We start from the raw sequence: 15131 nt of genomic DNA, 5'->3' as shown, positions 1-15131 counted from the left end.
TATATATGATTAAAAATTATTAACTAAAGCATGATGTATATTTATTTTCATGTCGTTGTATTATATAGATTTAAAGGAAATATGAAGTGAAAGGAGGAGACATTAACGTGGAGACGTATCAAGAACAAATCAAACAGAAACTAACAGTTGTACCAACTGAACCAGGTTGTTATTTGATGAAAGATCGTAATGATCAAATTATTTATGTCGGTAAAGCAAAGAAATTAAGAAACAGATTAAGGTCTTATTTTACTGGAGCTCACGATGCAAAGACAACACGTTTAGTTGGAGAGATTCGAAATTTTGAATTTATTGTCACGTCTAGTGAGACAGAATCACTGTTATTGGAGCTTAACCTTATCAAACAATATCAACCAAGATATAATATTTTATTAAAAGACGATAAAAGTTATCCTTTTATTAAAATTACTAAAGAAAAATATCCGCGGTTAATTGTTACAAGAACAGTTAAAAAGGGTACCGGCAAGTATTTTGGCCCTTATCCTAATGCCTATTCTGCGCAAGAGACAAAAAAATTACTTGATCGTATTTATCCATTTAGAAAATGTGATAAAATGCCTGACAAATTGTGTTTATATTATCATATTGGTCAATGCCTCGGTCCATGTGTCTATCCAGTTGAATTAGAAAAATATGCAGAAATGACCAAAGAGGTTTCAGATTTCTTAAATGGTGAAGATAAAACGATTTTGCATAATTTAGAACAAAATATGAAAGATGCGAGTGAAACGTTAGATTTTGAAAGAGCAAAAGAGTATAGAGATTTAATTCAGCATATTCATAATTTAACTAAAAAACAAAAAATCACAACATCAGACTATACAATAAGAGATGTTTTTGGTTATAGCGTATCTAAAGGTTGGATGTGTATTCAAGTGTTTTTCGTTCGCCAAGGTAATATGATTAAACGTGATGCAACGATGATACCGATACAACAAACAGAAGAAGAAGAATTCTATACTTTTATCGGTCAATTTTATGATTTGAATCAACACTTGTTACCTAAAGAAGTGCACATTCCGCAACATTTAGATAAAGCAATGGTTAGTTCAGTCGTAGATACAAAAATTGTCCAACCTATGAAAGGAAAAAAGAAAGAATTGGTAGATTTAGCGAATCATAATGCTGAAGTAACGCTTGAAAATAAATTCGAGTTAATCGCAAAAGACGAGTCCCGAACAGTTAAAGCAATTGAAGAGCTTGGTGACCGTATGGGCATTCAAACACCAATTAGAATTGAAGCGTTTGATAATTCTAATATACAAGGTGTCAATCCAGTTTCCGCTATGGTTTCGTTTATTGATGGTAAACCAAATAAAAAAGGATATCGAAAATATAAAATTAAAACAGTAGATGGGCCAGATGATTATAAATCAATGCGTGAAGTGGTACGTAGGCGCTATACGCGCGTCCTAAATGAAGGCGCACCATTGCCAGATTTAATTATTGTAGATGGTGGTAAAGGGCATATGAGTGGTGTAATAGATGTGCTTGAGAATGAATTAGGATTAGATATCCCTGTTTCTGGCCTTCGTAAAAATGATAAGCATCAAACGTCAGAGATATTATATGGAGAAAGTGCTGAAATCGTTCCGCTCAAAAAAAACAGCCAAGCATTTTATCTGTTACAAAGGATACAAGATGAAGTGCATAGATTTGCTATTACTTTTCATAGACAAACACGCCAAAAAACAGGTTTGCAATCAGTATTAGATACAGTAGATGGTATTGGTGCCAAGCGTAAAACGAAATTGTTGCGAACGTTTGGTTCAATTAAAAAAATGAAAGAAGCAAGTATTGATGATTTGAAAGCATCAGGTTTACCACAAAATGTAGCCCAAAATTTACATCAAGCCTTATACAATAAAAAATAAAATGTTTATGGCATGAGAATCATTCTCATGCCCAAATTGTTTTTAATTAGTGTTACAATAGCAAATAAGAGGAATTCTTTTTTTAAAAGTATGTGGAAGCGTTTTCTAATTGAGAAAAATTATCATTTGAAATCAAACCTTTTAAACATTGAGTAATATTCAATTAAGGATTCGCTTAAATGTTTAGAATCATACGGCATAATATTATATTGCAACAAACATATAATATTATAATTTAGTGTTGTACGTTTGTTTTTGAAAGAAATTATGTAATCGCTTTATATATTTCTAAGAAAGAATTTCAAAAAAATCAACTGTTTCACAGGGGGGAACTTCCTTTTGGCATACTCGAAAAATCAATTCTATTTAAGACGTTTACATTCTTTACTTGGTGTCATACCTATAGGTGGATTTTTAATTTTCCATTTACTCGTAAACCACCAAGCAACGAAAGGTGCAGAAGCATTTAACCAAGCGGCTGGATTCATTGAATCCTTACCTTTCTTAATTGTATTGGAATTTGTATTGATTTACATTCCGATTCTGTATCACGCAGTTTACGGTGTACATATTGCCTTTACGGCAAAAGAGAACGTAGGGCATTACTCAGCTTTTAGAAACTGGATGTTCCTACTACAACGTATAACAGGTGTTATCACTTTTGTGTTTGTTGCTATTCATGTATGGCAAACACGTATTCAACGTGCGTTAGGCCATGAAGTCAACTTCGATATGGTACATGACATTGTAACTAACCCATTTTGGTTGGTTTTCTATATTGTCTGTTTATTAGCTGTTACATTCCACTTTGCGAATGGTTTATGGTCATTCTTAGTAACATGGGGTGTATTACAATCACAAAAATCACAACAAATTTTCACATGGGTTTCATTAGTGGTATTTATCGTAGTTTCATACATTGGTATAAGTGCTATTCTTGCGTTTTTATAAGATAAAAAATAAGTTTCAGATTTATATTTAGGGGAGTGACAATTTATGGCAGAGAAGAAAGTTATTGTTGTCGGTGGAGGACTTGCCGGTCTAATGTCAACAATTAAAGCAGCAGAACAAGGAGCGCATGTCGACTTGTTCTCACTTGTTCCTGTTAAACGTTCACACTCTGTGTGCGCACAAGGTGGAATCAACGGAGCAGTAAATACAAAAGGTGAAGGCGACTCGCCTGCAGTTCACTTAGACGATACAATATATGGTGGAGATTTCTTAGCAAACCAACCACCAGTTCAAGCAATGACAGATGCAGCACCTAAGATCATTCATTTACTAGATCGTATGGGTGTAATGTTCAATAGAACGAATGAAGGTTTATTAGACTTTAGACGTTTTGGTGGAACAATGCATCACAGAACAGCATACGCTGGTGCAACAACTGGTCAACAGCTACTATACGCTTTAGATGAACAAGTTCGTAGTTTTGAAGTAGATGGTTTAGTTACTAAATACGAAGGCTGGGAATTCTTAGGTATAGTTAAAGATGATGACAACATGGCAAGAGGTATAGTTGCTCAAAACGTGACGACATCTGGCATTGAATCATTTGGTTCTGATGCAGTTATCATGGCTACAGGCGGTCCAGGTATTATCTTTGGTAAGACAACGAACTCAATGATTAACACAGGTTCAGCAGCATCAATTGTTTATCAACAAGGTGCAATGTATGCAAATGGTGAATTTATTCAAATCCATCCAACAGCAATTCCTGGTGATGATAAACTTAGATTAATGAGTGAATCTGCGCGTGGTGAAGGTGGACGTATTTGGACTTATAAAGATGGTAAACCTTGGTACTTCTTAGAAGAGAAATACCCAGACTACGGTAACCTTGTACCACGTGACGTTGCTACCCGTGAAATCTTTGACGTCTGCGTAAACCAAAAATTAGGTATCAACGGTGAAAACATGGTTTACCTTGATTTATCACATAAAGATCCACATGAATTAGATGTAAAATTAGGTGGTATCATTGAGATTTATGAGAAATTCACAGGTGATGATCCTCGTAAAGTACCAATGAAAATCTTCCCTGCAGTGCATTACTCAATGGGCGGGCTATATGTAGATTACGATCAAATGACAAATATCAAAGGCTTGTTCGCAGCTGGAGAATGTGATTATTCACAACATGGTGGTAACCGTTTAGGTGCCAACTCACTATTGTCAGCAATTTATGGTGGTACAGTTGCAGGTCCAAATGCTATTGAATATATTTCTAACATTGAAACTTCTTACGCTGACTTAGATGATAGTATCTTTGAAAAACGTGTAAAAGAAGAACAAGAGAAATTTGATAAATTACTCAATATGCAAGGTTCAGAAAATGCGTACAAATTGCATAGAGAGCTCGGAGAAGTTATGACAGCTAACGTAACTGTTGTTCGTGAAAATAAAACTTTATTAGAAACTGATAAAAAGATTTTAGAATTAATGGAGCGTTATAACAATATTGATATTGAAGATACTCAAACTTGGAGTAACCAAGCAGTATTCTTCACTCGTCAATTATGGAACATGCTTGTACTTGCCCGTGTAATTACAATCGGTGCATACAACCGAAATGAATCTCGTGGTGCACATTACAAACCAGAATTCCCTGATAGAAATGATGAAGAATGGTTAAAAACTACTTTAGCAACATATCAAGGAAAAACAGAAGCGCCTAAATTCACTTACGAAGATGTTGATATAAGCTTAATTCCACCTCGTAAACGAGACTACTCTACGACGTCTAAAGGAGGTAAATAATTATGGCAGATACAAAAGAAGTAAATGAAACGGCAGCGCAAGAAGAACAAAACCAACAACCAAGCCAAAAATCAATCAAATTAATTATTAAACGTCAAGATACAGAAGAATCAAAACCTTATGAGGAAGAGTTTGAAATTCCTTATAGAGAAAACTTAAACGTTATAGCATGTTTAATGGAAATCAGACGTAATCCAATTAACAGTAAAGGTGAAAAAACAACACCTGTAATCTGGGATATGAACTGTTTAGAAGAAGTATGTGGTGCTTGTTCAATGGTGATTAACGGACAAGCAAGACAATCATGTTCTGCAATTGTTGATCAATTAGAACAACCAATTAAATTAGAACCAATGAGTACTTTCCCAGTTATTCGTGACTTACAAGTTGACCGTACTAGAATGTTCGATAACTTGAAACGTATGAAAGCTTGGGTTCCAATTGATGGTACTTACGATTTAGGTCCTGGACCTCGTATGCCTGAGAAAAAACGTCAAACAGCTTATGAATTATCAAAATGTATGACATGTGGTGTATGTTTAGAAGTTTGTCCTAACGTTACAAGTAGTAATGATTTCGTTGGTGCACAAGCAATCTCACAAGTTAGATTATTTAATTTACACCCAACAGGCTCAATGACAAAAGATGAGCGTCTTGAAGCCTTAATGGGTGGCGGTGGACTACAAGCATGTGGTAACTCTCAAAACTGTGTCAATGCATGTCCTAAAGGTATTCCTTTAACAACATCCATTGCAGCATTAAATAGAGAAACATCATTCCATATGTTTAAATCATTCTTTGGTTCAGATCACCAAGTCAATTAATAGCGTATAATATAAACAAAAGACTTAACATCTATTTAAAACAGATGTTAAGTTTTTTTATTTTGAAAATCTTCAGATTTTAAAGAAACATGAGATATGGCTAGAGTCTTTTATCGCTCATTTATATTGTTTTACTAGGTGTCATAATTTGCTAATTGGTATAATTATATATGTATAGCAAAAAATAATATTGTATTTCAGTCTTGATAAATGATTTTGAAAACAAGGCTGTGCTACAATAAAGGACAAGCAAATGAATAAGGATGTAATTGAATATGGAGAAACCAATTGGTGTAATAGACTCGGGTGTCGGTGGGTTAACAGTAGCAAAAGAAATCATGCGCCAACTACCTCACGAAACAATTTATTATTTGGGTGATATTAAACGTTGCCCTTATGGCCCGAGAGAAGGCGCAGAAGTTAGGAAATTCACAACAGAATTAGCTGAAAAGCTGATGGAATTTGATATAAAAATGCTTGTTATTGCTTGTAATACTGCGACGGCAGTTGCTTTAAAATATTTACAAAAATTATTAGCTATACCAGTCATTGGTGTCATTGAGCCTGGTGCGAGAACAGCAATTATGACAACGAAAAATAATGATGTTTTAATCTTAGGTACAGAAGGTACAATTAAATCTGAGGCTTATAGATATCACATTAAAAACATTAATCCTAATGTAGAAGTTTCTGGTATCGCATGTCCTGGCTTTGTTCCTTTAGTTGAAGAAATGCGTTATAAAGATCCTACAATAACTAGTATTATCGTGCATCAAACATTGAAACATTGGAGAAATAGTAATGCAGATACTGTTATATTAGGTTGTACGCATTATCCTTTACTTTATCAGCCAATAAACGATTATTTTGGTGGCGAAAAAGTGGTGATTTCTTCTGGTTTAGAGACAGCACGTGAAGTAAGCGCATTATTAACGTTTAGTAATGAACATGCTGCTTATACAGCTCACCCAGAACATAGGTTTTTTGCTACGGGTGAAACAGAGCATATCGAACGTATAATAGAAGAATGGTTAAATATGGAAACGAAAGTAGAAAAAATAGAAGTATAGAAAGAGGGAACATAATAGTGGAGGATATTGTAATTGCATCAAATAATAAAGGTAAGATAAATGATTTTAAAGTTATTTTTCCAGATTTTAATGTCATTAGCATTTCTGAAATTATTGAAGATTTTGATGTGGAAGAAACTGGTGATACTTTTGAAGCCAATGCAAAATTAAAATCAGAAGCAGCGGCAAAAGCATTAAACAAACGTGTGATTGCAGACGATAGTGGACTCGAAGTATTTGCTTTAAATGGAGAGCCGGGTGTTTATTCAGCTCGATATGCTGGCACGGCTAAAGATGATGATGCTAATATTGAAAAAGTCCTTTCCAAATTAGGTGGGTCAACAAATCGTAGTGCGCAGTTCGTATGTGTAATTAGCATGAGTGCGCCTAATGAAGAAACAGTTCAATTTAAAGGCACAGTCCAAGGAGAAATTACATTAAATAAAATCGGTGAAAATGGGTTTGGTTACGATCCGATATTTTATATAGATGACAAAAATAAAACAATGGCTCAACTTACTGTTGAAGAAAAAAGCGAAATAAGTCATAGGGGTAGAGCAATAGAGAAGTTACAACATTATTTAGAAGGTGATGCTTAATGACAAAATGGATTATAGTCAGTGATAATCACACTGAACAAGGCGTGCTTTTTGATGTTATCAATCATCATGAAGATGCAGATGTTGCATTGCATTTAGGTGATTCTGAATTTGCTTATGATGATAGTGAACTCAGTCATTTTCATAGAGTAAAAGGAAATACAGATTTTTCTCCAGAATTTCCAAATGAAGAAAAAATAGAAAAAAATGGCATTCATGCTTTCTCCACGCATGGTCATTTATATAGCGTTAATCGTACAAGAATGAAATTAGCTGAAAAAGCTACAGCGTTAGGTTGTGAATTTGCTTTTTATGGTCATACACACGTGGCAAAATATGAAAATATTGGTGGCGTTCATGTTATTAATCCTGGTAGTATTTCACAATCACGAAGCCGAGTTGAAGAAACTTATGCAGAATTATTGATCAATGAAGAAGACCAAAGCGCAAAATTAAATTTTCGTAATCGAAATCACGATATAATTGATAGTGAAACATTTAGTATATAATTTGATTAGTGCATATTCGAGTCATTATGGGTATGCGCTTCTATATATTATTAAAATGGATAAATAATTAATATGGCAGTTTCAGCGGTTGTTTTAAATTAAATTTCAAAAATAGTATGAAAATAAGATAAAAGGTTTATTATAGTGAAAAATCATATTTATTTTTAATGCTCGGAGTATTGCTTTATTAGGCTAAGTTAGATATAATTATTCTTGTGTTCAAAAAGATTATGTCCTGGTAGCTCAGTTGGATAGAGCAATGGCCTTCTAAGCCATCGGTCGGGGGTTCGAATCCCTCCCAGGACACTAAGAGAATAAATTACATATTATTCAAAAAAGAACCCCGTTGCGACGGGGTTCTTTTTTTGAATCTTATACTTATCAACTTGAAATATTTTGATTATAACGTAGTGAAAAAAGATCATTAAAAGTAATGGTCAGGAGATTAAAAATTATAGTAAAATAAGAGCGAGCAAGTTGGATAGATGGTGGCTAATCTCATTATAAATGGGGTGATGCCTATGAAATATGGTTTGACTCCTAGAAAGGAGTAACATTGACTGATTATGAAATGTTAATGATTGTCATGACAATCATTGGCCTAGTATTAGTTAGTAAAAATGACCATAAAAAATAACCATCTCTAGCTTTGGCGAGTTGTAGATGGTTACTAAATAACTATCAAAGCCACCGTCTTTTTAACGGGCTCAGTTGGGCGATACACGTATGGTGTGTTGCCCTTTTTCTATCTATAAATTACCACAATATAAAAATATTATCAAATTCTATAGGTCGACAAAAGTAATAGTATGTAGAAAAATATAGTGAAATAAGAGCGAGTAAGTTGGATAGATGGTGGCTAACCTCAGTATAAAGTAAAGTGATGCTTATGAAAGTACCGCTAACAACTTTAGAAAGGAGACGCCTTTTGTGGTTTCAATTGTAGAAGCGCTACACTCAATGTTAGGTTTCGGTACGTTCATCGTTACCTTGTTAGGTTTCGGTACGTTCATCGTTACCTTGTTAGGTTTAGTTATTACAATTGTTAAATTAAGCCATAAAAAATAACCATCTCTAACTTTGACCGAGTTTGATGGTTATTTAATCATTTATTAAACGAGGTCACCGTCTTTTTAAGGGGCTCAGTTGGGCGATACACGTATGGTGTGTTGCCCTTTTTCTATCTATAAATAACCACAATATAAATATATTATCTAATTTTTATAAGTCGTCTCATTGTATTGGCTATTTATTATATATAACTAAATAAATCTAAAACATTTGTGTATATGGTATATTAAATATACGGATAATACAATATAATTAAAAAGTTAAGAAAAAACATTTTTCATAGTTTTTTAAAATAAAATGGGGCGATGTAAATAAAGAGGGGATCATTTTACAGATATGTTTTACCTGGAATCATTCTGATTATTATAGTGTCTATAATAATATTCATACCAAAAGTTAAATGGTATGAAGGAACTGAAAAAAACCGTTAATAATTGCCCATAGAGGTGCTAGTGGTTATGAACCTGAACATAGTTTCCCAGCGTATGATAAAGCAATTCATGAAATGAATATTGACTATTTGGAATTGGACCTACAAATAACTAAGGACGATAATTTAGTGGTTATGCATGATGAATCAATAGATAGGACTACAAATGGAAAAGGCAAGGTGGAAGACTATACAATTGAAGAACTAAAAAAAATGAAGTTAAAAGATAAGAAAGAGCGAAGTTTGGAGATTCCAACTTTTGATGAGGTTTTAGATCAATATGGTAACAATGTTAAATACTATATTGAGTTAAAAAATGCTAAAGATAATCCTAATATGGCACATATTACGGTAGAAAAATTAAAGAATAAAAGGTTGTTTAATTCTAAATACATAGTTATACAATCCTTCGATGATAGAGCTTTAAAAACAATTAAAAATGAGGATGAAAACATACCATTGGTTAAATTGATTTATGATAATGAATTAAACAAATTAGACGATAATATGTTAGAAAGTATAAGCAGTTATAGTTATGCAGTTGGAATTTCGCATAAAAAAATAGATCGTGAACTTATAGGAAGTATTGAAAATAATGCTATGCAAGTACACGCATTTACTGTGAACAATGAGAATGACTATAGATTTTTGAAACAAATAGGAGTGAAAGGATTTTTTACAAATTATGGAGATGATATTGTAAAGTAATAAATAATAATAGACGCTTTAATATGAGAGAAAGATATATTCCAATTATAATTTTCACTAAATTTAATACTTGAATGATTAGTATTTTAAAATAATTCCATTTAAAGTGTTGTGTATTACCATTTTATGTTATTTTGAGGTAGTAGTTTTTAAAATATTAATGAATACATAACAAACGATTTTTATACATATTTAAAAAATTAATGAATTATAAAAATAAGTAGGGATTATTTTTTATAAAAAATACTTTAGTAATCATTTATATTATATAATGAATACTAAATAATCTAAAAAGGGAATTAGGAATTGGAAAAATTGCTGTCTATCATTGTACCAGTGTACAACAAGGAATTATTTCTTAATGAATGTATAGAATCAATTGGGGCATTAAATATTGATGAAGATAAAATTGAAGCGATATTTATAGACGATTGTTCTAGCGATAACTCATTAAAAATAATTGAAGGATATAAAAATAAATACAGTTTTTTAAAACTCATTAAATTAGAAGAAAACACGGGTAGTCCTGCTGAACCTAGAAACGTGGGTATTAAAAATGCGAATGGGAAATACATAACTTTTCTTGATGCCGATGATTGGTTAGATTCAATTGGTTTGCCGATGTTGTTAAACCAAGCTGAAGAGAACAATGCCGATGTTGCGTTTGGACATAGTATTAAACATACGGATAAAGCGATTAGCAAATTAGGAAGATTCACTTCGTATAAAGTTGCAAATGATTTAGTGCCATATGAAATTAATAAGATATTTAGAGCAGTTGGGCCACCAGGGAAAGTTATTAAAAGAGATATCATTGTTGAGAATAAAATAGAGTTCAAGCATATGAAATTTGGTGAAGATAAATTGTTCTTTATCAATGCTATTTCTAAATGTAAAACAGCTTCTATGAATTCAACGCCTGTTTATCATGTGAATAGATATTCGTATAATCAATCACTTGTAGGTGAAACAAATATTATAGAAAAAACACATTTTAATTTATTGGTACTACAAGAAGTGTTGAAATTGGATATACCTAAGTCTGCAGAATTTCAATCATTGAGTCGACTTGTAGAGGTAGATTTCATTTCTAGATTATTTAATAATAGCAGATTTCTAAAAAGTGAAAATAAAGCCGTATTCTATAATCTATTTCAACAAATGATAGACACTTTAAATGAGCATGATAAAAATGTTGAAGATTATATCATTGGAGATAAATATAAAAACATTTATCAAATGCTTATAAATAAAGAATATGAAAAACTTTTTGACTTTATCGGCATGCTATTAAAAGGTGGAAAGGCAGATAGATATGTGAAAGATAATCAAATTCACTTTTTAATGCCGGAAACTATAAAAGATTATTTACCAATGAAAGAAGAGTTATTTGCTGTTTATGAAGGCACGCATCTTATTGGTAATGAATTAAGAGAAGTTATAAGAGTTTATAAAGCCCCAGAGACTACAATTGATCAAGTGTTACTTACTGAAATTAATTATGAGCTCAATGCAATCGAAGTTGAATTCTCTGGAGATGAGCATCGATTATACGTAAAAACTGAGGATTTAAGTAAGTGCGACTTTGACTTTAACATTAATTTAATTCACGATAAATATAAGAAGTATACGATTAACATGAATTTACCTAATGCAACGCAGACGCTCAAACTTAATAGACAAAATTTCAAGTCTGAATTTATTGTGAATGAAAAAAATCTAGAAAGACAGAAGCGCCTAATAAATATTTCACTTATAATCCAATAACGATTGGCATAGCGAAAAAGGTCAATTTATATAAAGATGTGGAGTTTGAAGAGCGCGCAGATGCTAATGTTGAAATAGGTGAGATAATAGAAATTAAAAACATTGGCTATACTAAAAAGAATACGCCAAGACTCATCACAGTTGATGGATTAGTACTAACAGCTAATCAAAAGTTTATTTATCGTGTTGCTACTAGTAACTCTAATCGATATATTTATGAGAAACCTGAAATAGTGATTATTACAAAAGAATGTAAGGAATATCAAAATAGGGACTTTAGTGGTGAAGCTTTGAAAGAGCTTAAGGTAAATGAAAAAGTAGCTATTCAGAAAGTAGTAGCTTCTTCAAAGGGTACGCCACGACTTAAAACAATGCACGGCACATTTATTACCGCAAATAGAAATTTTGTTAAAGAGGTTTAATTAAAAAAGAACTGTGACTTTATAGATATTGCAAGGAGATTCCAATTTTGGAGTCTCCTTTTTAATTTTTAACTTTATCGATGAAAATTACTTTGAAATTCGTTGCGTAAGATACTCATATATAAGTCTGTTTCATAATTTCCATTTATATAAGAACCTTCACGATCACTACCCTCAATTATAAAACCTGCATTTTTATAAGACTTTATAGCTCTATAATTATATGATAGGACTCTTAAGTAAACTTTATGCACTTCTAAGTGATTAAAGGCATATTCTAAAATTTGATGTGTTACTTGAGTGCCAATTCCTTTATTCCAAAAATTCGGGTTAAATATGCCTATTGCAAATTTTGCTTTATTATTTGTTTTATCTAAAGATAAACGAGCTTGTCCTATAAATAAAGCGTCATAGTCAATTACCCATTCATATGGGTTATTAATAATCCTCGAAATTAGTAATCTAGCACCAGATTTTTGCTTTTCTGTTTCTACATTCATATCAGAGCCATACATTCTCAAAAGCTCTTCATTAAAAGGGACTGAGAGATAATCTTCAATATCACTTGTTTGAGCATCCCTAAGATGTATATGGTTATTAATTTTAAGCACTGCTTTCATAATATTCCTCCCAATCTATTAAGATAGTCTGTTGAATTTATTAATATAAGCATACTACAAAGTAATTCTACTTATACATTAATCTTTAAAGTTTCTGATAAGATTAATGGTTTTCTAACATGGAATTAATAATACATTAATGTTATAAAGTGTTATTTAATTGTACAAAATACAATTGAGAATTCATAACTGTTTTAAACTAGCAATTAAATAACAGATAAAGCAATTTTATGATTAAGTAAGGAATATTAAACAATATAATTAAAGATTATCTTATATTATATATAACAAGCGATACACAAACTAAATGTTTTTATTAAGTATCGTTTTCAACATAATTTTCAGTCAGAGAAATCTTATTTTATAAGGAGTGTTTATAATGGAAGGTTTATTTGAAGCAATTAAAAATACAGTACAAGCTGGTATTGCAGGAGATGGCATCAAAATTGGAAGTGGCGTTTTAGACATCATTTCTAATGGAGCAGCATTAATTTCTCAAGCATTAGGGTTTTAATCTAAGTAGATTTCAAAAAAAAATACTTTAAAGGAGATAATCGATATGTCAGATTTATTTAACGCAATAAAAGAAACGGTACAAGCTGGTATTGCAGGAGACGGAGCTAAATTAGGGACAAGCATTGTAGATATCGTATCAAGCAGTGTAGGTCTATTAGGACAATTATTCGGATTCTAGTAAAAATAAATTATAAAACTTATAAACTGAGGAGAGATTTTTTATGACTAAATTAGCAGAAGCTATTGCAAATACTATACAAGCAGCACAATCAGGTAATGGTGTGGAATTAGGGACAAGCATTGTAGATATCGTATCAAGCGGCGCTGGATTATTAGGACAATTGTTTGGATTCTAATTATTAAAATAGAAAGCAGTGGTCAGGGTAACAACCTTGGCCATTTTTTTGTGTGTTCAAAATGTGTATACTGTTATTGTGTGAATATAAACAATAAGTGCATCCAATTATAATAATAAATATGTATAAAAAGAGGAGAAATAAAAATGAATTCTAAAAGCCTGCTCATAGATTTTGATGATACAATTGTAGATTTTCATGATGCAGAATCACATGCATTTTTCAAAATGACAGAAAGATATAAATTAATCGCTAATCATGACGATTTAAAAACATTTATGAAAGTGAATCAAGCGCATTGGGAAGCTTTTCAAATTAATAAATTAACGAAAGAAGAAGTTTTAAGCAAACGATTTGAAGTATATTTTGATTTACATGAAATGACTGTGGATGGTAAAGAAGCGGATCACATATTTAGAGATGAATTAGCGAAAGCACCAATAAAATTCTTTCCTGACACAGTTGAAACATTAAAGTATTTAAAACAAAATCATGATTTATATATTGTGACGAATGGTGTGTTAGAAACGCAAGAGCGCCGTATTGAGAAGGCTCAGTTTGGTCAATTATTTAAAGGTGTTTTTGTTTCAGAACAAACAGGTTACCAAAAACCAATGCCTGAATTTTTTGATTATGTATTTAAGGAAATCGGTGAAGACAAACGAGATAATGCCATAATTGTCGGAGATTCTATGACGTCAGATATATTAGGCGGCAAAAATGCCCAAATTGACACGTGTTGGTTTAATCCTAGAAATAAAATAAATGAAACTGATATCAAACCAGATTTTACAATAACATCACTCAATGAATTACTAATTTATATGGAATAAAAAAGGGAAAGAATACGAAATCAAATTGTATTTCAGATTTCTGCCCATACTCGGCTGACTAAAGAGGATTCCAAGAGTTGGAATGATCGTAAAAAAACTACGCGTATACATTAATGTATACGCGTAGTTTTTTTAAAGTTGAAAACAAATACATTGAGTGTCGGACTGCTGATGAAAATAAATAACTAAGACATATGTTTATCTTTCGTATTCTTGTTTATGGTGTCCAAACTAGAACATCATGTCCATCTTTGTTTACTGCATTTACGTCTTTGAATCCTTGTTTAATAAAGAATGCTTTAGATTGATTACGAGCGATTACTTTAATAGGAAGTCCTTGTTTTTTCGCGAAATTTAATAATTCTTTACCGTAACCGCGATTTTGAAAGTCGTTTAATACTTCTAATTTCCACAAAACGTTGTAATCGTCGAAATCAGGGAAGTAGACTTCTTCAACATCCCCTTTACGATACAATGCCATTCTTGCACCTAATCTATCACCAATTTGAATACCATAAAAAGGTGAATCTGAACTCGCATCTATCATTTCTCCACGTAATTCATCAACCATATACAAGTCTTTGTTGCCGAAGTTTCTAAAATCTTCGAATAATTCGTCTGTTTTATAATTTATATCGAGACGTTTCACGTTACTCATAGCGTCTTCCCCCTTTGTACTATTATATTTTATTATACCTTATTTCTAATGATATTTCACAAAAATGACGACGCGAAACATACTATTAAAGTG

At 31.9% G+C, this 15131-nt stretch carries 17 protein-coding genes and 1 tRNA gene; 16 read left to right on the top strand and 2 right to left on the bottom strand.

Going from position 1 to position 15131, the window contains the following annotated elements; translation table 11 throughout:
• Window positions 1–107: 107 nt before the first annotated feature.
• The 12 genes from uvrC (at window position 108) to SOJ_RS14730 (ending at window position 12055) form a co-directional block, all read left to right on the top strand.
• A complete protein-coding gene (gene uvrC / locus SOJ_RS09935; RefSeq protein WP_002507960.1) occupies window positions 108–1895 on the top strand; it encodes an excinuclease ABC subunit UvrC in 1788 nt (595 codons plus the stop codon).
• 339 nt (window positions 1896–2234) lie between these two features.
• Window positions 2235–2846 (top strand): succinate dehydrogenase cytochrome b558 subunit, encoded by a 612-nt coding sequence (locus tag SOJ_RS09930; RefSeq protein ID WP_002507959.1) that lies wholly within the window; start codon window positions 2235–2237, stop codon window positions 2844–2846.
• Between the two features lie 45 nt (window positions 2847–2891).
• Window positions 2892–4655, top strand: coding sequence for a succinate dehydrogenase flavoprotein subunit (gene sdhA, locus SOJ_RS09925; protein ID WP_002507958.1), 1764 nt, complete (start codon window positions 2892–2894; stop codon window positions 4653–4655).
• 2 nt (window positions 4656–4657) lie between these two features.
• Window positions 4658–5479 carry a succinate dehydrogenase iron-sulfur subunit gene (gene sdhB / locus SOJ_RS09920; RefSeq protein ID WP_002507957.1) on the top strand — a complete coding sequence of 274 codons (822 nt, stop codon included), beginning with the start codon at window positions 4658–4660 and terminating at the stop codon, window positions 5477–5479.
• A gap of 275 nt (window positions 5480–5754) precedes the next feature.
• Window positions 5755–6549 carry a glutamate racemase gene (racE, locus tag SOJ_RS09915; protein WP_002507956.1) on the top strand — a complete coding sequence of 265 codons (795 nt, stop codon included), beginning with the start codon at window positions 5755–5757 and terminating at the stop codon, window positions 6547–6549.
• Window positions 6550–6566: 17 nt separating this feature from the next.
• Complete coding sequence (locus tag SOJ_RS09910) at window positions 6567–7148, top strand: XTP/dITP diphosphatase (RefSeq protein WP_002507955.1); 582 nt, start codon at window positions 6567–6569, stop codon at window positions 7146–7148.
• A complete protein-coding gene (locus SOJ_RS09905; protein WP_002507954.1) occupies window positions 7148–7657 on the top strand; it encodes a YfcE family phosphodiesterase in 510 nt (169 codons plus the stop codon). The genes SOJ_RS09910 and SOJ_RS09905 overlap by 1 nt, the downstream gene beginning before the upstream one ends.
• Before the next feature lie 232 nt (window positions 7658–7889).
• A tRNA-Arg gene (locus SOJ_RS09900) sits at window positions 7890–7963 on the top strand.
• Between the two features lie 624 nt (window positions 7964–8587).
• Window positions 8588–8725: a putative holin-like toxin gene (locus tag SOJ_RS14430; RefSeq protein WP_002507953.1), complete on the top strand. Its 138-nt coding sequence runs from the start codon at window positions 8588–8590 to the stop codon at window positions 8723–8725.
• Window positions 8726–9158: 433 nt separating this feature from the next.
• Window positions 9159–9866 (top strand): glycerophosphodiester phosphodiesterase, encoded by a 708-nt coding sequence (locus SOJ_RS09895; protein ID WP_080588301.1) that lies wholly within the window; start codon window positions 9159–9161, stop codon window positions 9864–9866.
• 306 nt (window positions 9867–10172) lie between these two features.
• Window positions 10173–11633, top strand: coding sequence for a glycosyltransferase family 2 protein (locus tag SOJ_RS09890; protein WP_232246087.1), 1461 nt, complete (start codon window positions 10173–10175; stop codon window positions 11631–11633).
• A 38-nt stretch (window positions 11634–11671) separates the two neighbouring features.
• Window positions 11672–12055 carry a DUF5776 domain-containing protein gene (locus SOJ_RS14730; protein WP_002507949.1) on the top strand — a complete coding sequence of 128 codons (384 nt, stop codon included), beginning with the start codon at window positions 11672–11674 and terminating at the stop codon, window positions 12053–12055.
• 74 nt (window positions 12056–12129) lie between these two features.
• Here the strand turns inward: SOJ_RS14730 and SOJ_RS09885 are convergent, their stop codons facing one another.
• Window positions 12130–12675, bottom strand: a complete 546-nt coding sequence (locus SOJ_RS09885; protein WP_002507948.1) for a GNAT family N-acetyltransferase — start codon at window positions 12673–12675, stop codon at window positions 12130–12132.
• A gap of 379 nt (window positions 12676–13054) precedes the next feature.
• Between SOJ_RS09885 and SOJ_RS09880 the strand changes: the two genes are divergently transcribed.
• From SOJ_RS09880 to SOJ_RS09865, 4 genes are all read left to right on the top strand, one after another.
• Complete coding sequence (locus SOJ_RS09880) at window positions 13055–13189, top strand: beta-class phenol-soluble modulin (protein ID WP_002507947.1); 135 nt, start codon at window positions 13055–13057, stop codon at window positions 13187–13189.
• A 45-nt stretch (window positions 13190–13234) separates the two neighbouring features.
• Complete coding sequence (locus SOJ_RS09875) at window positions 13235–13369, top strand: beta-class phenol-soluble modulin (protein ID WP_002507946.1); 135 nt, start codon at window positions 13235–13237, stop codon at window positions 13367–13369.
• Between the two features lie 43 nt (window positions 13370–13412).
• On the top strand, window positions 13413–13547 hold the full coding sequence (locus tag SOJ_RS14215) for a beta-class phenol-soluble modulin (protein WP_002507945.1): 135 nt from the start codon (window positions 13413–13415) through the stop codon (window positions 13545–13547).
• Window positions 13548–13693: 146 nt separating this feature from the next.
• Window positions 13694–14380 carry a YjjG family noncanonical pyrimidine nucleotidase gene (locus SOJ_RS09865; RefSeq protein ID WP_002507944.1) on the top strand — a complete coding sequence of 229 codons (687 nt, stop codon included), beginning with the start codon at window positions 13694–13696 and terminating at the stop codon, window positions 14378–14380.
• A 217-nt stretch (window positions 14381–14597) separates the two neighbouring features.
• Here SOJ_RS09865 and SOJ_RS09860 read toward each other — a convergent pair whose 3' ends face one another.
• A complete protein-coding gene (locus tag SOJ_RS09860) occupies window positions 14598–15038 on the bottom strand; it encodes an N-acetyltransferase (RefSeq protein ID WP_002507943.1) in 441 nt (146 codons plus the stop codon).
• Between the last annotated feature and the right edge of the window lie 93 nt (window positions 15039–15131).

The organism is Staphylococcus sp. OJ82, assembly GCF_000294465.1.
GTDB lineage: Bacteria > Bacillota > Bacilli > Staphylococcales > Staphylococcaceae > Staphylococcus > Staphylococcus equorum.
This window is presented reverse-complemented; position numbering and strand designations above follow the sequence as displayed.